Source organism: Mycolicibacterium sp. P4_G11, assembly GCF_056555145.1.
In genome coordinates, this window is record NZ_JBFUJW010000005.1 from 406,085 (window position 1) to 423,038 (window position 16,954).

Sequence of the window (16,954 nt, forward strand, 5' to 3'; positions counted from 1 at the left end):
CGGTTTTCGCTGATTTGCGTGTCACAGTTGGCCACTGGAGCGGCTAGGTCGCGAGGGTGGCGATGCACTTGGTCTCCAGGTACTCCTCGAACCCGGCGATGCCCATCTCCCGGCCGTTGCCGGACTGCTTGTAGCCGCCGAACGGCGCGTCGGCGGAGTACCAGACGCCGCCGTTGACGTTGACGGTGCCGACGCGCAGCCGGGCAGCCACTCCGGCCGCCCGCTGCGGGTCAGCCGAGAACACCGTGCCGGACAAGCCGTACGGCGAATCGTTGGCGATGCGCACGGCGTCGTCGTCGCCATCGTGGGCGATGACGGTGAGCACCGGCCCGAAGATCTCCTCGCGGGCGACGCGGGCCGAATTATCCAGTCCGGCAATGACGGTCGGCTCGATGAAGAACCCGGTGTCCCGGTCCGCCGGCCGGCCGCCACCGCAGGCGAAGGTGCCGCCCTCTTCAATGGCCAGGTCGAGGTAGCTCTGCACCCGGTCGCGTTGGCGCGCCGAGATCACCGGACCGCAGACGGTGCGCGAGCTGGACGGGTCGCCGGGCTTGATGCCGCCCATGGTGCCGGCCGCGGCCGCGACCGCCTCGTCGTAGCGCGCCCGCGGGACCACCAGCCGGGTGGTGATCGCGCAGCCCTGGCCGGCGTGCATCGACGCCGTGAATGCGGCCATCGCGCAGGCGCCGGCCAGGTCGGCGTCGTCGAGCACCAGGAACGCCGACTTGCCACCGAGTTCCAGGAACACCTTCTTGATGGTTTCCGCGGCGTCGGTCATCACGGCGCGGCCGGTGACGGTCGATCCGGTGAACGAAACCAGGTCCACGTCAGGGTGTTTCGACAGCATGGCACCGACGCCGTGGTCGCGGGAGGTGACGATGTTGATGGCGCCGGCCGGGAAGTCGGTGTGCTCGGCGATCAGTTCGCCGAGCACCGCGGCGGCCCACGGGGTGTCCGGTGCCGGCTTGAGGATCAGGGTGTTGCCCGCAGCGAGTGCCGGCCCGACTTTGGCCAGGTTGATCTGGTGCGGGAAGTTCCACGGCGTGATGGCACCGACGACTCCGACGGCCTCGCGTGCGATGGTCCGGTTGGTCGGAATCCCTTGCGGCGTGGCATGTCCCAGGTCGGTGGTCCACTGGTAGTTCTCGGCGGTGTCGGCGGCGAAGCTCAGGTCTTCGATCGGGCCGTCCAAATGCGCGCCGGCGGTGAGCATCCGGGGCGCGCCGACCTCAGCAATCGTGAGCTCGCGCAGGTCATCGCGGTGGTCGCGCATGGCCTGCTGCAACTGCCGCAGGCAGCGCACCCGCAGTTCGACGTTCGTGGACCAGTCGGTCTCGTCGAAGGCCCGCCGGGCGGCGTCGATGGCGTCGGCCATGTCCCCCACGGTGGCATCGGCCGCCACGCCGAGGACTTCCTCGGTCGCGGGGTTGATGGTCGGGAACGCGCCGCGCGAGCCCGGCACCAATTTCCCGTCGATGAGAAGGCGGCTTTCGCGATCACCCAGCAAGGTCATCTGCACTCCTGAAAATTCTGGACAGCTGTCCGACAACGTTCAGTCGAACCATAACCTCACGCGCCGCCGAGTGGCAAGGGTCGGGCTGGATCGGCAACGTCGCCATCGCAACAAACGTCTATTTACCTGGTACTTCTGGTCACCTTCTTGCTTCCGCGACGCGTCATCGGCTAACTTGGACATGTGTCCAGCGATGCAGTGGCCGCAGTCACAAGTACCGGCCAAGAAGCGGACGACCAGCCGCGCAACCGCCGCCAGGAGGAAACCTTTCAGAAGGTTCTGGCCGCCGGTCGCGAGATGCTGCGGGAATCGTCCTACGCCGACCTGACAGTGCGGGCGGTGGCGGCGCGGGCCAAGGTCGCGCCGGCAACCGCCTACACCTACTTCTCGTCCAAGAACCACCTCATCGCCGAGGTGTACCTGGACATGGTTCGGCAGGTGCCCTACTTCACCGACGTGAACCAGTCGATGGCCAGCCGCGTCGAGCAGGCGCTGCGCAGCCTGGCCCTGGTGGTCGCCGACGAACCCGGGGTGGCGGCCGCCTGCACGACGGCCCTGCTGTCCGGCGACGACGACACGGTCCGCAAGGTGCGCGACCGCATCGGTGGCGAAATCCATCGCCGGATCCGTTCGGCCGTCGGGCCGGACGCCGATCCGCGCCTGCTGTCGGCGCTGGAGATGACGTACTTCGGCGCACTCGTCAACGCCGGCAGCGGCGTCTACACCTATCACCAAATCGCAGACCGGCTGTCCTATGTCGTCGGACTTATCGTGGGAGACAACGCATGACAGCCAATGTCGAGCTACTCATCGACCCCTACAGCTACGACTTCCATGAAGATCCGTATCCGTATTACCGGCGACTGCGCGACGAGGCGCCGATCTACCGGAACGACAAGCTCAACTTCTGGGCCCTGTCGCGGCACGAGGACGTGCTGCGCGGCTTCCGGAACAGCGTCGCCCTGTCCAACAAGCACGGCGTCTCGCTGGACCCGATCTCCCGCAACGACGAAGCGCACCGCGTGATGTCCTTTCTGGCCCTCGACGATCCGGCGCACCTGCGACTGCGCACCCTGGTCTCCAAGGGCTTCACGCCGCGGCGCATCCGCGAGCTGGAAGGGCGGGTCACCGAGATCGCGGTCCAGCACCTCGATGAGGCGTTGCAGCACAACACCTTCGATTACGTCGACGATTTCGCGGGCAAGCTGCCCATGGACGTCATCAGCGAGCTGATGGGCGTCCCCGACGAAGACCGCGTGCGCATCCGGGCACTCGCCGACGGCGTGATGCACCGCGAGGACGGGGCACCCGATGTCCCGGCCTCCGCCATCGCCGCCTCGGGTGAGCTGTTGATGTACTACGCCGCCATGGTCAAGCAGCGCCGCAAGAGCCTGAGCGACGACCTCACCTCGGCACTGGTCGAGGCCGAGATCGACGGCGACAAACTCACCGACGACGAGATCATGGCGTTCCTGTTCCTGATGGTGATCGCCGGCAACGAGACCACCACGAAACTGCTTGCCAATGCGGCCTATTGGGGACACAAGAACCCCGACCAGCTGGCTCCGGTCTTCGACGACCACGAGCTGATCTCGCCGTGGATCGAGGAGACGCTGCGCTACGACACGTCCAGCCAGCTGCTGGCCCGGGCCGTCGTCGAGGACCTCGAGTTTCACGGCACCACCGTCCCGGCAGGCGAGGTGCTGGTGCTCCTCGCCGGCTCCGCCAACCGCGACGAGCGGGTGTTCGAGGCGCCCGACGAGTACCGCATCGGCCGCGAGATCGGCTCGAAGCTGGTGAGTTTCGGCAGCGGTGCCCACTTCTGCCTCGGCGCCCACCTGGCCCGGATGGAAGCCCGGGTCGCCCTGACCGAACTGTTCAAACGTATCCGCGGCTACGAGGTGGACGAGGACAACTGCGTCCGCGTGCACTCCAGCAGCGTCCGCGGATTTGCCCACCTGCCCGTCACCGTCCAGACCCGCTGAACCGCCAGATTCTGAGAGGCATTGCTACATGGCCCGTTTCGAACCGCACCCCACCCGCAGGCCCGCCATCGTGGCCGGCGCCTCGTCGGGCATCGGCGCCGCGACGGCGACGGCACTCGCCGCCCGTGGCTTCCCGGTCGCCCTCGGCGCCCGCCGGGTGGAGAAGTGTCAGGAACTCGTCGACCAGATCAAAGCCGAAGGCGGAGAAGCGATCGCGCTGCCGCTGGACGTCACCGATACCGCGTCGGTCGAGAACTTCGTCGCCAAGGCGACAGCCGCTCTCGGCGACATCGAGGTCCTGGTCACCGGCGCCGGCGACACCAACTTCGGTCGGCTGCACGAGATGAGCACCGACGACTTCGCGGCCCAGTTGCAGATTCACCTCGTCGGCGCCAACCGGATGGCCCGTGCCGTCCTCGACGGCATGGTCGAGCGGCGACGCGGCGACCTGATCTTCGTCGGATCCGATGTGGCACTGCGGCAGCGTCCGCACATGGGCGCCTACGGCGCCGCGAAAGCCGGCCTGGTCGCGATGGTCACCAACTTCCAGATGGAGCTGGAAGGCACCGGCGTGCGCGCCTCGGTCGTGCACCCCGGCCCGACCATGACGTCGATGGGCTGGAGCCTGCCGGCCGAGAAGATCGGTCCGGCCCTCGAAGATTGGGCCAAATGGGGCCAGGCCCGCCACAGCTACTTCCTGCGCGCCGCCGACCTGGCCCGCGCCATCACGTTCGTCGCCGAGACCCCGCGCGGCGGGTACATCGCCAACATGGAACTGCAGCCCGAAGCGCCGCTGACTGAGATCAAGGACCGCCAGTCACTCGCCCTGGGTGAAGAAGGGATGCCTGGACAATGACGATCACCAAAGAGGTACAACGGGTTTCGGGCGGCGCCGAGGAACACGGCCACCTGGAGGAATTCCGCACCGACCCGATCGGCCTGATGCAGCGCATCCGCGACGAATGCGGCGACGTCGGCTGGTTCCAGCTCGCGGACAAGCAGGTGGTGCTGCTGACGGGCTCCGAGGCCAACGAGTTCTTCTTCCGCTCCAGCGACAGTGAACTCAACCAGGCCGAGGCCTATCCGTTCATGACCCCGATCTTCGGCGAGGGCGTGGTATTCGACGCCGACCCCGAACGTCGGGCCGAGATGCTGCACAACACCGCGCTGCGCGGCGAGCAGATGAAGGGCCACGCCACGACCATCGAGCGCGAGGTCCGGCGGATGACCGAAAACTGGGGAGAATCGGGGGAAATCGACCTGCTGGAGTTCTTCTCCGAGCTCACCATCTACACCTCGACGGCATGCCTCATCGGCCCCAAATTCCGCAACCAGCTCGATTCGCGGTTCGCGAACTACTACCACCTGCTCGAGCGCGGCACCGACCCGCTCTGCTACGTCGACCCCTACTTGCCCATCGAGAGTTTCCGCATCCGCGACGAGGCCCGGGCCAACCTGGTGGAGTTGGTGCAGGAGGTCATGGACGGCCGAATTGCCAACCCGCCCACCGACAAGAGCGATCGTGACCTGCTCGACGTCCTGGTGTCCATCAAGGACGAAGAGGGCAACCTGCGCTTCAGCGCCAACGAGGTCACCGGCATGTTCATCTCGCTGATGTTCGCGGGGCACCACACCAGCTCGGGTACGTCGTCGTGGACGTTGATCGAGCTGCTGCGCCACCCCGACTTCTATACCAAGGTCCAGCAGGAGCTCGACGACCTCTACTCCGACGGCCAGGAGGTGAGTTTCCATGCGCTGCGCCAGATTCCGAATCTCGACAACGCGCTCAAGGAGACCCTGCGCCTGCACCCGCCGCTGATCATCCTGATGCGCGTCGCGCAGGACGAGTTCGAGGTCGCCGAGCACCCGATCCACAAGGGCCAGATGGTGGCCGCCTCGCCGGCGATCTCCAACCGGATTCCCGAGGACTTCCCGGACCCCGACGCCTTCAACCCAGACCGTTACGAGAAGCCGCGGCAGGAAGATCTGCTCAACCGGTGGACCTGGATCCCGTTCGGCGCCGGCAAGCACCGCTGCGTGGGTGCGGCATTCGCGCAGATGCAGATCAAGGCGATCTTCTCGGTGCTGTTGCGCGAGTACGAGTTCGAGATGGCCCAGCCCCCGGAGAGCTACCGGAACGACCACTCGAAGATGGTCGTCCAGCTGGCCCGGCCCGCCACGGTCCAGTACCGGAAGCGCTCCTGAAATGGGTGGCTACCGCGTTGAAGTCGACCGCGACCTGTGCCAGGGCCACGCCATGTGCTCCCTGGAGGCACCCGACTACTTCAACGTCCCCAAGCGCGGCACCGTCGAGATCCTCGACGAGACCCCGCCCGACGAAGCGCGCGACGAGATCGAGCGCGCCGTCGCCGAATGCCCGACCCAAGCCCTGTTCATTCGCGAAACCAGCTGAAAACAAAGGACAAGACAATGACGTCATTCCCCCGCGAACAACTCGAAGAGTGGGTGCAGCGGTGGCTGCAGGTCAACCGGGACGCCGAGGCGGCCGGTGACTGGAAGCCCATGGCCGACTTCTACACCGACGACGCCACCTACGGCTGGAACATCGGGCCCAAGGAGGACGTCATGTGCCTCGGCAAGGCCGAAATCCGCGACATCGCACTGGGTTTGGAGATGGAGGGCCTCGAAGGCTGGAAGTACCCGTACCAACGGGTGGTGATCGACGACAAGCAGGGCGAGGTCGTCGGTTTCTGGAAGCAGGTGGTCACCGATCCGGACGAGCCGTCGGCCGAGGGGCGGGAGATCTACGGCATCGGCGGCAGCTGGTTCCGGCTGGAGAACGCGGGCGGGGAACCGAAGATCGCCTGGCAGCGCGACTTCTTCGATTTCGGCCACGTGCAGAAGCTCTATTTGGACCTGATGACCGCGGGCAAACTGTCCAAGGGCATGCAGCAGCGCATCCAGCGCAGCCTGGCCGGCGAGCAGCTGCCCGGCTACTACCCGCTGGGCGAAGCTCCGGTCCCGATCTGGTGAAACCCGCCCAAGCAGTTGATTGGGGGTGGGTGTGACGTATCTAACTTTTGCCTCTAGTCTAAGTGAAACACGTTCTAGTGGAAGGCACATGCGGTGAAGACAAAAGGTGCTCTCATCTGGGAGTTCAACAAGCCGTGGACGATCGAGGAAATCGAAATCGGCGACCCCGTCAAAGACGAGGTCAAGATCCAGATGGAAGCCTCGGGCATGTGCCACTCCGACCACCACCTGGTGACCGGCGACATCCCGATGGCCGGTTTCCCGGTCCTCGGCGGCCATGAGGGCGCGGGCATCGTCGTCGAGGTCGGCCCCGGTGTCGACCACATCGCCGTCGGCGACCACGTCGTGCTGTCGTTCATCCCGTCGTGTGGCGAGTGTCCGTCGTGTCAGGCCGGCATGCGCAACCTGTGCGACCTCGGCATGTACCTGCTGACCGGCACCGCAGTCTCCGACGGCACCCACCGCGTGCACGCCGCCGACGGCACGCCGGTCCTCCCGATGACCCTGCTGGGCACCTTCAGCCCCTACATGGTGGTCCACAAGAGCTCGGTCGTGAAGATCGACCCGACCATCCCGTTCGAGGTCGCCTGCCTCGTCGGCTGCGGTGTCACCACCGGTTACGGCTCCGCGGTGCGCAGCGGCGACGTCCGCCCCGGCGACGACGTCTGCATCGTCGGCGTCGGCGGTGTCGGTACCGGCGCGCTGCAGGGTGCACTCAACGCCGGTGCCCGCAACGTCTTCGTCGTGGATCCTGTTGAGTTCAAACGGGACAACGCCCTCAAGTTCGGCGCCACGCACGCCTACCCGGACATCTTCAGCGCCATGGCCGGCGTCGCGGAGGTCACCGAAGGCCGCATGGCCAGCAAGACCATCGTCACCGTCGGTGAACTGCACGGCGAGGACATCGACAACTACCTCAACATCACCAGCAAGGGCGGTACCTGCGTCGTGACCGCGGTCGCGAACATGGCCAGCCTGGACGTGAAGCTGAACCTGTCGATGCTGACGCTCATGCAGAAGCGCCTGCAGGGCACCATCTTCGGCGGCGGCAACCCGCACCATGACATCCCGTCGCTGCTGGCCATGTACAAGGCCGGCCGCCTGAACCTCGACGACATGGTCACCCGGCAGTACAAGCTGGAGCAGATCAACGAGGGCTACCAGGACATGCTGGAGGGCCGCAACATCCGCGGCGTCATCCGGTACACCGACGCCGACCGCTGACCGCCCTCAGGCGATTTGTGCACGTTCTGTAACGCCCAGCGACACAGGACGTGCACAAATCACGTTTAGGAGAAACATGAATCCCGTTGTCATCGCGTCGCAGTCGTCGTGGCGTTGCGTTCAGAGCCACGACCGGGAGGGCTGGCTGGCCCTGATGGCCGACGACATCGTCGTCGAAGACCCGATCGGCGAGTCCGTCACCAACCCCGACGGCACCGGCGTGAAGGGCAAGGAGGCGCTGGCCGCCTTCTACGACACCAACATCGGGCCCAACCAGTTGACGATCACCTGCGAGGAGACGTTCCCGTCCAGCTCGCCCAACGAGATCGCCTACATCCTGGTGCTGCGCACCGAATTCCCGAACGGTTTCGTCGCCACCGTCCGCGGCCCCTTCACGTACAAGGTCAACGCCGAGGGCCTCATCACCAACCTGCGTGGCTACTGGAACCTCGAGGCCATGAAGTTCGAGCAGCCGGCCGATCAGGCCAACTGATTGTCGGCGTAGAACCGGGCCGCGCGGCGAATGGCATTCACCGTCGGCTCCGGTTCCCAGCCCAACTCCCGCCGCGCCTTGCTGTTGTCCGCCGGTGACGTCACGTGCAACAGCCGCGTGATGGTCAGCAGCGGCGGCACCTTGCCCGGGCGCACCGCGCGCAGCGGCAGCGAGGCGTAGGCGCCCGCGTACATCGCGGCCTTGGAGACACCGAATCGTGGTGGCCGGACACCGGTTTCGTCGGCTGCCGTCTCCAGGATGGTGCGCAGCGGCAGGTAACTCTCCGAGATGATGTACCGCTCCCCGATGCGGCCATGCTCGGCCGCCAGGAGCAGCGCCCGCGCCGCGTCCTCGATGCCGACCACTTCCGCGGCCGCGTGGGCGGCGTAGAACCGCATCTTGCCGGCCGCGGTGCGCGCCACGATCTCACCGTGCGGCGTCGGCTGCCAGTCCCGCGGGCCGTAGGTGTTCGACACGCACATCGCGACGGCGGGCAATCCCCGTTCGGCGACCGCATCCAGCACGAGTTGTTCTGCGGCAAGCCGTGATCGGACGTAGTCGCCGCCCTTGTCCGCCCAGTTGAACGGGGTGTCCTCGGTGACCGCACTCCCGTCCGCGCTGACGGCGATGGTGCAGATGGTGCTGACGAAGACGAACTTGTCGAGCTCGGCGTCCACCGCGATGTCCAGCACCTGGCGCAGGCCATCGACGTTGGTCCGGAACAACGGCGCCGGGTCGGGCAGCATGGCCCGCGCGTCGACGACGCAGTAGAAGACGACGTCCCGGTCGGCCATCGCGGCCCGCACGGCGTCATCGTCGAAAATGTCTCCGTAGCAACGCTCGACGTCGAGGTCGTCGATGCCGCGGGTCGAGCTGCTCTCCCGAAGCAGCACCCGCACGTCGTCGCCGCGTTCGACGAGCTGACGCGTCACGTGGGAGCCGAGGAAGCCACTGGCTCCCATGACCAGTGACTTGCGTGGCGCCATCAGGCTCGCGGCCCGACCGCCKGGCCGAGCAGGCGGTCGGGTTGCGACCACCACGGCGCGGCGTCGGACTCCCCGATTCCGGTGATGTCGTTCGCCTCAACGAAGTACTCGTGCACCCGCGCCGGGTCGACAGCCGGTGCGCGCTTACCCCACTTGACCGAGAGGAATCCGCTGTCCCCCATCGACTTCTGGTGCAGCACATAGGGTGACATCGACCGCGCGCCGCGGCCGACGGTGACCCCGCCGAACGTCCAGGCGATGTACGGCAGCACCCGGCGCCAGTAGACCTGGCTGAACTGGCCACGCTCGCGCAGGATGTTCGTCCCAGGCATCACGCCCGGATCGAAATACGCCGCGGACATGCCCTCGGGAACCAGTCCGCCGGCCGCGCGGGACAGGTAGAACAAGCCGAGTTTGGTGCGCGCGTACGCCTGGACCCCGTCATCGCTGGGCAGGCACTGCTCGGCGAGCGGCTGCCACTGGGCGGTCTTGACCCGCGCCAGCCGCTGGAACAAGGTCTGCCGGATGGTCGGCGACCCGACGATCATGACGCGCGCATCAGCGGCCAGCTGGGGACTGATCCGCGCCAGCAGCGCGTGCGGGGCCAAAAGGTTGGTGGCCACGGTCAATTCGATGCCGTCGGGACTGAGCTCGTGCGCATCGTTGCGCAGCACCGCGGCATTGAGCACGACGGTGCGCAGTGGCGGGATGACGCCGTCCGCCACCAGGCGCGTGATCTCGGCGGCGGCGTTGCGCACGCTCTCCTGGCTGCCCTGATCGCACACCACGATATGGGTGGTGCCGGCCGCGGCACGGTCACCGAGCGCCGCCTTCAGTTCTTCGCCCCGCTTGGCATTGCGGACCGGCAGCACCGCGTGCCAACCGGGCTGTCCCACCACGCGTTTCGCCAGCCCGAGCCCCAGCCCGGAGGTGGCACCGGTCAACAGCAGACTTCGTGTCGCCATCTGATTCATTACCCGACTTCCGCTGGAACTGACGAATTCTTCGCTGGCGCAACCTCATTCAGACCGATGCGGGCATGCAGCCGGGCCAGCGGCGCCGGCGCCCACCAGTTCGCCTTGCCGAGCAGCACCATGACGGCCGGCAGCAGCACGGTCCGGATCACGATGGCGTCCACCAGGATCGCGACCGCCAGCCCGAACCCGAAGATGCGCAGGAACGACACCTGCGACGCGACGAGCCCGGCGAACGTGATGGCCATGACGAGCGCCGCGGCGGTGACGATCCGGCCGGTGCCGGCCAGACCAAGGGCCACCGATTCGCGGCCGGCCGCATCGGATCGGTCTGAGGCAAGCCAGAATTCGCGGATGCGGGCGATGATGAACACCTCATAGTCCATCGACAGGCCGAACGCGACGCAGAACATCAGCACCGGCATGGTCGACACCAAAGTGCCCACCACCGTGGTGCCGAGGCCGCCGAGATGACCCTCCTGGAAGATCCAGACCAGCGCACCGAACGTCGCCGTGAGCGACAAGGCGTTGAGCACCAGCGCTTTCAGCGGGATGATCACGCTGCCGCTCAGCAGGAACAGCAGGACGAACATCACCACCGCGATCAGCCCCAGCATGGTCGGCACCCGGGTGGCGATGGCCTCGACGCCGTCGCGGTTGGACTGCGCGGCACCGGTGAACAACGGCGTCATCCCGGCCGGCGGCGGCACCGCGTGCAGCCGGTCCAGCGCTTCGTCGGACGCCGCGCTGAACGGCAGCGTCGTGGTGGTCACTGTCAGGAAGCTGGCGTCGGTGCCGGTGCCGGCCTCGTGACCGGCGGGACCGATGGCGCGTCCGCCCGCGTAGGTGGCACCCGGCCCGGCCGCGGCCACCACGGTCGGCACCTTGGACAGCTCCGCGGCGTAGGCGTCGATGGCGGCGTTGTCGCGGGTTCCGTTGCCGTGCAACAGCACGATGTGCACCGGCAACCCGGCGTCCTGCGTGAAGTCACTGCGCATGTGGTCACCGACCTGACGCGCCGATGACGTGGTCGGCAGGATGCGGTCATCGGGGAAGCCGAACTTGATGTTGAGGAACGGCAGCCCGACGACGACGAGGGGAATCAGGGTGACGGCGGCGGCGATCCTGGGACGACGCATCACCGCGTGCGTCCAGGTATACCAACGTGATTCGGTCAGCGGACCACGCTGGCCCGGCTTGCCGATCCGCTTGCCGGTGACCCGGATGGCGGCCGGGGTGATGACCAGTGCGGCGAGCGCGGCCATGGCCACCACCGACACCGCGCCGTAGGCGAACGACCGCAGGAAGTACATCGGGAAGACCGCCATGGTCGCCAGGCACAGCGCGACCGTGGCCGCCGAGAAGACGACAGTGCGGCCGGCGGTGCGCATGGTGCGCCGCAACGCCTCGTCGGGATGGGAGCCGTCGCCGATCTCCTCGCGGTACCGGCTCACCAGCAGCAGTGAGTAGTCGATGGCCAGGGCCAGCCCCAACGCCACCGCGAGGTTGAGCGCGAATATCGAGACGTCGACGAACTCGGCCAGCACCCGAAGGATCGCAACCGAACCCGAGATTGCGAAGGCCCCGACCGCCAGCGGCACCAGGGCCGCGACCACGCCGCCGAAGACCCACACCAGGACCAGGAACGTCAGCGGCAGCACGATGGCCTCGCTGACGGTCAGGTCGTGCCGGCTCTGCTCGTTGACCGCGGAATACACGGCGCCGGGACCGCCCGCCGAGATGGTGAGGCCCGGATCCCGTTGACCGACATAGCGTTCCACCAACGCGGTGGAGGACGCGATGCCGGTGGTCTCGTTGCCGTCCATGAAGGCGATGACCAGGGCCGAGCGCCCGTCCTTGCTCACCAGGCCGGCCGCGACCGGATCAGGAGCTTCGAACGGTGAGAGCACCCGGGCGACGTGCTCGGTGCCACGCAACTCGGTGACCAGCCGGTCCACCTGGGCCCGCACCGGGGCCGAGCTCACCGGCTCCTTCGCCTGCACCAGCAGATTGAGGTTGACGAAGCCGCGATGGAACTCTTCGGTGAGCACCTTGTTGGCGCGGTTGGACTGGGCGTCGGGGTCGGTGAATCCGCCGGCGCCGAGCATGTCGGCGACGGGCGCGGACAGGACCCCGAACAGCGACATCAGGATGACGGTGGCCAGGAGAATCCGTTTGGGCGCGGCGATGACGACACGCGAGATCAGCTCGAGCATCGTCGCGTCACGCCGCCGGCGGGAAGACGTTGAGCACGACGGCGGCACCCAGGCCGCCCGCGCTGACGATCGCACCGGCGCCGATACCGCCGCCGCGGCGCTGCAGTTCATTGATCAAGGTGCCGGCCACGCGGGTACCGGAGGCACCGTAGGGGTGGCCGAGCGCCAGGCCGCCGCCGTGCACGTTGAGCCGGTCGCGTCCGATGTGGAGCGAGCGTTCGTAGGCGATGCCGATCGAGGCGTAGGAGTCGTGGACGTCGTACAGGTCCACGGACTCGGTGCTGATGCCGGCGCCGTCGAGGGCGCGCCGGGTGGCGGTGATCGCGGCCTCGGTGGCGCGCTCGGGCTCCGAGCCGACGACCGACCAGCCGACGATCTCCGCCAGCGGGGTCAGGCCCTGCGCCGCGGCGAAGTCGGGGTCGCAGATCATCACGGCGGCGGCACCGTCGGTGAGGCCCGTCTGGTTGCCCGGCGTCACCGTGCAGTCCTCACCGAGGAACGACGTCAGCGCGGACAGGTTCTTCATGTTGAACTCGCGGCACGGCAGTTCGTCATTGAAAACTGCTGTGCCGTCGACAGTTACGGCAACCTTCTCGGTATCGAGCACGCCCGCGTCGATGGCGTCCGAGGCCAGGGTGTGCGCCCGGGCCGACCACTCGTCGACCTCTTCGCGGGTCAGGCCGAACATCCGCGCGGTGCCCTCACCGAGGGTGCGGGCCAGGTCGAGCGCCGGCATCTCGCCGATGCCGGGGTGCATCGGGGCGATCTTGGTGTCGGTGATGCCGGTGGCCGCGAACTGCGGGCCCGCCAACGGTGACGCCGACGGCGTGTTCAGACCGCCGGCGATGACGCACTTGCCCATGCCCGCCTTGATGGTCGCCACCGCCTGGTGCATCGCCATCATTCCCGAAGCGCACCAACCGCCGACCGCGACGGCCGGGGTGTCCAGCGGCAGCCCCATGTCCAGGGCCGAGTAGCGGGCGATGCAGCCGCCGCCCTGCAGCACCTCACCCATCACGATGTTGTCGATCCACTGCGGGTCGACGCCGGCGCGGTCGATCACCTCACGGATCACCGTGCTCGCGAGGTCGAACTCAGAAACGTTGGCCAGCCCACCTACCAGCGAACGCGTGAACGGGGTTCGCGCATACGCAACGACTACGGGATTGGTCAAGATTCTTGTCCTCCTCGGCAACGTCATCCACGAGCGGCACCACGCAATCCGCGGACTGCTCAGAACTGTCGTGTGCGCGTGGACATAACGGCATGGCTGTTCTTCGCCGTACTGATATCAGCAACTAACGGCAATAGTTTGTAACACGCATTCCCAGTGCAGTCCATATTGCTTTGGCGTAAATATCCACGTCGGAGGCGTTAATTATCAATTTAGCGAACTAGTTAGAACCTGTTTCAATAATTGCTCGACGCAATGATCGATGTAACCCCCGTCACAGCAGGAACCACGTTGCCGCACAACCGATAACAGTGTTTCGAAGGACACCGACCAATGCTGTGAATCAGCTTGCGGACCGCGCGCCCACCGCCGCGACGCCCGGCGCCGTGGCAAACCCTCGACCACCATCGCAGCAAACTTTGGGCTCGACAGCATCCGGTAGAACATGTTCTAGTAGCGACATGCTCGACTTCAGCACCGACACCCTCAGCCCCGAGGAAGCCGAACGCCTCCGTTCCGTATTCGAGCCGCTGACCCAATCGGTCCGGGAACTGATGGATGTGACGGTCCGCAGCGACGCCGACGCCGACACCATCGCGGCCGCGAAAGCCGAAATCGAATCGGCCACCGCGCGGTTGCGGTCCAAGCAGCTGGAGAAGACCTGGGGCCTGCGCTTCACCACCGAAGGTGAGTGGCTGCCATGGGCCAATGCCGTTGTGGGGCTGCGTAACCCGGTCGCACCGCCGCTGACCGTCGTCCTCGAGGCAAAGGACTACGTCTGGTCCGAGTTCTCCCTCGGCGCCGCCTACGAGGGCCCGCCCAACCACGCACACGGCGGCGTCTGCGCCATGATTCTCGACCATGTGCTGGGCGAAGTGTCATCGAACGACGGCACGACCCGGTTCACCGGCACCATCAACGTGAAGTACGTGCGCCCCACCCCGCTGGGCAAGCTGCGAGCCGAAGCACGCATCGTGCGCACCGAGGGCTTCAAGGCCTACGGCGTCGCCCACATCGCCGACGAGCAGGGCGTCACCATCGAAGCCGAGGGCATCTTCATCCAGCCCAAGTGGGCCCGCGGCTAGATGGCGCGGTCGATCGGCGCCAACGCCACCAAAGTCGCCAAAGACTGGCTCGGCGCGCACATTCCTGACCAGACCGGCCGGACGGTCCTGATCACCGGTGCCAACGGTGGCCTCGGCGCCGCCACCGCGCGGCACCTGGCGAGCGCGGGAGCTCAGGTCATCCTGGCGTGCCGCCGCCCTGAGCAAGCCGAGGCGTTGGCCGCCGAAATCGGCCCTGCCGCAAAGACTCTGAACCTCGACCTGGCCAACCTGGACTCTGTGAAGTCCGCAGCGGCCGCCTGTGGCCCCGTCGACACCGTCATCGCGCTGGCCGGGGTGTGCCACGTGCCCTACGGCCTGACCGCCGACGGTTTCGAATTGCACACCGGCATCAACCATCTCGGACATTTCGCGCTGGTCGGCCAACTCCTGGACCGCATCACCGACCGGGTCGTGGTGGTCACCAGCCGGGCACACGAGTTCGTCGGCCGACCGGGCTTCGGCAAGCTCGCGCCCGCCGATCCCGGGTGGCGCACCCGCAGGTACTCCGCGTTCGACGGGTACTGCCAGGCCAAGCTCGCCAACTTGTTGTTCGCGGGTGAGCTGCAGCGCCGCCTCACCGCTGCCGGGAGCACGGTGAAATCGGTGTCCGCACAACCCGGTTGGGCCGACACCGACGCGGGCATGCACTCCGGCCGCAAGTGGGGCGACGTCTCGTGGCGTGCCTCGTGCCGGGCCATCGGTCAGCCGGCGGACGTCGCGGCCCTGTCGATCACCTACGCTGCCGCCGCGGACGACGTCGTCGCCGGCGGCTACTACGGGCCCGACCGGTTCTTCGGGATGCGCGGCCTCCCGGCCCCGGCGAAGGCCGGCCGCGCCGCCACCGACCAGGCCCTGATGACCGCGAATTGGGTTGCCGCCGAACACCACACCGGTGTCCGGTACGGCATCTGACGACAGGAGCCGACAGTGTCAACTGACGCAACGGATGTCGGCCGGCTGCCGCCGGCCCCCGACGTGCCCTTGAGCCTGCGCGAGCGCATCGCCGCGATCCAGGTGGCGCACAGTGGATGTGAGACCTTCCGCGACGCGGGCGGTCCGGTCACCATCGTGCGGATCGCCCCGAAGTGGATGATGCCGCCGATCGTCGCCGTGACCTCTCCGCAGGGCGCCCGCGACGTGCTGACCGCCACGTACCCGGCCGTCGACCGCGACTTCCCGTTCATGACCGAGCAGCAGAAGCTCAACGGCGGATCGCTGCTGAATTTCAGCCACCGGGAATGGGTCGGGCGGCGGCGCATGCTGCAACCGGTGTTCACCACCGCGCGCATCGCCGAACTCAACGGGCAGATGTACGACATCGCCGCCGACGCCGCGACCTCGTGGCGCGACGGGTCCGAGATCGACCTCGACCAGGAGAGCCGACGGATCACCATGCGGGTGCTCGGCCGCACCATCATGGGATTCGAACCCGGTTCCTACACAGACGAATTGGTTGATCCACTACGCCGGATCAGCAAGTACATCGCCGACCGGGGCCGCGCACCGGTGAAGCTGCCGAGCTGGGTGCCGACCAGGGAGCGCCGCTTCGCGGTCAAGTTCAACAAGGTGGCGCACGACCTCGCCGCACAGATCCTGCAGGACTGCCGCACCGATCCGGAGCTGAGCGCGCCCCTGGTCCGCGCGATGATGGAGGCCCGGGATCCGGAGACGTCAGAACCGTTGACGGACGAAGAGATCTGCCACGAGCTCGTCATCTTCCTGGCCTCCGGGCTGGAGACCACCGCGACGACGCTCGCCTTCGCGCTCTGGTCGCTGGGCCGTCATCCCGACATCTATGACCGGGTCGCGGCCGAGGTGTCGGCGGTCGACGAGGCGGCACTGCGGACCAATCCGCGCAGCCAGCTGCCCTACACCGTGAGCGTCATTCAGGAGGCCCTGCGTCTCGGCGGCCCGACGCCCGGTGTGATGCGGATTGCCCGGCAGGACATGGCAGTCGACGGCTTCCGCGTCGAGGCGGGCAGCATGCTGCTGGTCGGCGTGTACGCCATGCACCGCGACCCGGAATTATGGGACCGCCCACTGGAATTCGATCCCGACCGGTTCAGCGCGGGCCGCTCGCGGATGCAATGGCAGTTCCTGCCGTTCGGCGGCGGGCCGCGGTCGTGCATCGGCGAGTTCTTCGCCCTGACCGCGGCGACCCTGGAGCTGGCGTCGATCGTCCGGCACTGCCGGCTGACGTCGCGCGAATCGACGTTCCCCATCACCGCGCCCCTCACCATCGTGCCGGACGGGCCCATCCCCGCCCTGGTCCAGACCGTGAACTCCTAG

General features: G+C 67.2%; 16 protein-coding genes. 11 read left to right on the forward strand and 5 right to left on the reverse strand.

Features of this window, described 5'->3' with window-relative positions; all coding sequences use genetic code 11:
- Positions 1 to 43: 43 nt before the first annotated feature.
- Positions 44 to 1,513, reverse strand: a complete 1,470-nt coding sequence (locus AC1U2B_RS13290) for an aldehyde dehydrogenase (RefSeq protein WP_480217142.1) — start codon at positions 1,511 to 1,513, stop codon at positions 44 to 46.
- A gap of 183 nt (positions 1,514 to 1,696) precedes the next feature.
- Between AC1U2B_RS13290 and AC1U2B_RS13295 the strand changes: the two genes are divergently transcribed.
- The 8 genes from AC1U2B_RS13295 to AC1U2B_RS13330 all read left to right on the forward strand — a co-directional run bounded on the left by AC1U2B_RS13295 (position 1,697) and on the right by AC1U2B_RS13330 (position 8,209).
- Positions 1,697 to 2,302 (forward strand): TetR/AcrR family transcriptional regulator, encoded by a 606-nt coding sequence (locus AC1U2B_RS13295; protein WP_043390328.1) that lies wholly within the window; start codon positions 1,697 to 1,699, stop codon positions 2,300 to 2,302.
- Positions 2,299 to 3,498: a cytochrome P450 gene (locus tag AC1U2B_RS13300; RefSeq protein ID WP_480217143.1), complete on the forward strand. Its 1,200-nt coding sequence runs from the start codon at positions 2,299 to 2,301 to the stop codon at positions 3,496 to 3,498. The genes AC1U2B_RS13295 and AC1U2B_RS13300 overlap by 4 nt, the downstream gene beginning before the upstream one ends.
- 28 nt (positions 3,499 to 3,526) lie before the next feature.
- Complete coding sequence (locus AC1U2B_RS13305; RefSeq protein ID WP_043390324.1) at positions 3,527 to 4,354, forward strand: SDR family oxidoreductase; 828 nt, start codon at positions 3,527 to 3,529, stop codon at positions 4,352 to 4,354.
- Positions 4,351 to 5,703 carry a lanosterol 14-alpha demethylase gene (locus AC1U2B_RS13310; RefSeq protein ID WP_480217144.1) on the forward strand — a complete coding sequence of 451 codons (1,353 nt, stop codon included), beginning with the start codon at positions 4,351 to 4,353 and terminating at the stop codon, positions 5,701 to 5,703. The genes AC1U2B_RS13305 and AC1U2B_RS13310 overlap by 4 nt, the downstream gene beginning before the upstream one ends.
- A 1-nt stretch (position 5,704) precedes the next feature.
- Positions 5,705 to 5,911 (forward strand): ferredoxin Fdx, encoded by a 207-nt coding sequence (locus tag AC1U2B_RS13315; protein WP_480217145.1) that lies wholly within the window; start codon positions 5,705 to 5,707, stop codon positions 5,909 to 5,911.
- A gap of 17 nt (positions 5,912 to 5,928) precedes the next feature.
- On the forward strand, positions 5,929 to 6,492 hold the full coding sequence (locus AC1U2B_RS13320; protein ID WP_480217146.1) for a nuclear transport factor 2 family protein: 564 nt from the start codon (positions 5,929 to 5,931) through the stop codon (positions 6,490 to 6,492).
- 93 nt (positions 6,493 to 6,585) lie between these two features.
- Entirely contained in the window at positions 6,586 to 7,716 is a 1,131-nt protein-coding gene (locus AC1U2B_RS13325; protein ID WP_043390316.1) for an NDMA-dependent alcohol dehydrogenase, read from the forward strand.
- 76 nt (positions 7,717 to 7,792) lie between these two features.
- Entirely contained in the window at positions 7,793 to 8,209 is a 417-nt protein-coding gene (locus tag AC1U2B_RS13330) for a nuclear transport factor 2 family protein (protein WP_480217147.1), read from the forward strand.
- Here the strand turns inward: AC1U2B_RS13330 and AC1U2B_RS13335 are convergent.
- The 4 genes from AC1U2B_RS13335 to AC1U2B_RS13350 are packed head-to-tail and all read right to left on the reverse strand — an operon-like array spanning position 8,197 to position 13,559.
- Complete coding sequence (locus AC1U2B_RS13335) at positions 8,197 to 9,195, reverse strand: NAD-dependent epimerase/dehydratase family protein (RefSeq protein WP_480217148.1); 999 nt, start codon at positions 9,193 to 9,195, stop codon at positions 8,197 to 8,199. The two genes, AC1U2B_RS13330 and AC1U2B_RS13335, sit on opposite strands and share 13 nt — an antisense overlap.
- The gene (locus AC1U2B_RS13340; RefSeq protein WP_480217149.1) at positions 9,195 to 10,160 is read right to left on the reverse strand and encodes an SDR family NAD(P)-dependent oxidoreductase; all 966 of its coding nucleotides are present in this window, start codon (positions 10,158 to 10,160) and stop codon (positions 9,195 to 9,197) included. Before AC1U2B_RS13340 ends, AC1U2B_RS13335 begins: the two co-directional genes overlap by 1 nt.
- Positions 10,161 to 10,168: 8 nt before the next feature.
- Positions 10,169 to 12,385: an MMPL family transporter gene (locus tag AC1U2B_RS13345; RefSeq protein ID WP_480217150.1), complete on the reverse strand. Its 2,217-nt coding sequence runs from the start codon at positions 12,383 to 12,385 to the stop codon at positions 10,169 to 10,171.
- Positions 12,386 to 12,392: 7 nt separating this feature from the next.
- Entirely contained in the window at positions 12,393 to 13,559 is a 1,167-nt protein-coding gene (locus AC1U2B_RS13350; RefSeq protein WP_480217151.1) for a thiolase family protein, read from the reverse strand.
- Positions 13,560 to 14,020: 461 nt separating this feature from the next.
- Here AC1U2B_RS13350 and AC1U2B_RS13355 point away from each other — a divergent pair, with 461 nt between their 5' ends.
- From AC1U2B_RS13355 to AC1U2B_RS13365, 3 genes are read left to right on the forward strand one after another with little or no spacing between them, the layout of a single operon-like run.
- Positions 14,021 to 14,644, forward strand: a complete 624-nt coding sequence (locus AC1U2B_RS13355) for a PaaI family thioesterase (RefSeq protein ID WP_480217152.1) — start codon at positions 14,021 to 14,023, stop codon at positions 14,642 to 14,644.
- Positions 14,645 to 15,577 carry an SDR family NAD(P)-dependent oxidoreductase gene (locus AC1U2B_RS13360; protein WP_480217153.1) on the forward strand — a complete coding sequence of 311 codons (933 nt, stop codon included), beginning with the start codon at positions 14,645 to 14,647 and terminating at the stop codon, positions 15,575 to 15,577.
- 15 nt (positions 15,578 to 15,592) lie between these two features.
- Positions 15,593 to 16,954 carry a cytochrome P450 gene (locus AC1U2B_RS13365; RefSeq protein ID WP_480217154.1) on the forward strand — a complete coding sequence of 454 codons (1,362 nt, stop codon included), beginning with the start codon at positions 15,593 to 15,595 and terminating at the stop codon, positions 16,952 to 16,954.

Coding starts and splice junctions, on each gene's coding strand:
- AC1U2B_RS13290 (WP_480217142.1), bottom strand. CDS start 1,513: ATGACCTTGCTGGGTGATCGCGAAAGCCGCCTTCTCATCGACGGGAAA.
- AC1U2B_RS13300 (WP_480217143.1), top strand. CDS start 2,299: ATGACAGCCAATGTCGAGCTACTCATCGACCCCTACAGCTACGACTTC.
- AC1U2B_RS13305 (WP_043390324.1), top strand. CDS start 3,527: ATGGCCCGTTTCGAACCGCACCCCACCCGCAGGCCCGCCATCGTGGCC.
- AC1U2B_RS13310 (WP_480217144.1), top strand. CDS start 4,351: ATGACGATCACCAAAGAGGTACAACGGGTTTCGGGCGGCGCCGAGGAA.
- AC1U2B_RS13315 (WP_480217145.1), top strand. CDS start 5,705: ATGGGTGGCTACCGCGTTGAAGTCGACCGCGACCTGTGCCAGGGCCAC.
- AC1U2B_RS13320 (WP_480217146.1), top strand. CDS start 5,929: ATGACGTCATTCCCCCGCGAACAACTCGAAGAGTGGGTGCAGCGGTGG.
- AC1U2B_RS13330 (WP_480217147.1), top strand. CDS start 7,793: ATGAATCCCGTTGTCATCGCGTCGCAGTCGTCGTGGCGTTGCGTTCAG.
- AC1U2B_RS13335 (WP_480217148.1), bottom strand. CDS start 9,195: ATGGCGCCACGCAAGTCACTGGTCATGGGAGCCAGTGGCTTCCTCGGC.
- AC1U2B_RS13345 (WP_480217150.1), bottom strand. CDS start 12,385: ATGCTCGAGCTGATCTCGCGTGTCGTCATCGCCGCGCCCAAACGGATT.
- AC1U2B_RS13355 (WP_480217152.1), top strand. CDS start 14,021: ATGCTCGACTTCAGCACCGACACCCTCAGCCCCGAGGAAGCCGAACGC.
- AC1U2B_RS13360 (WP_480217153.1), top strand. CDS start 14,645: ATGGCGCGGTCGATCGGCGCCAACGCCACCAAAGTCGCCAAAGACTGG.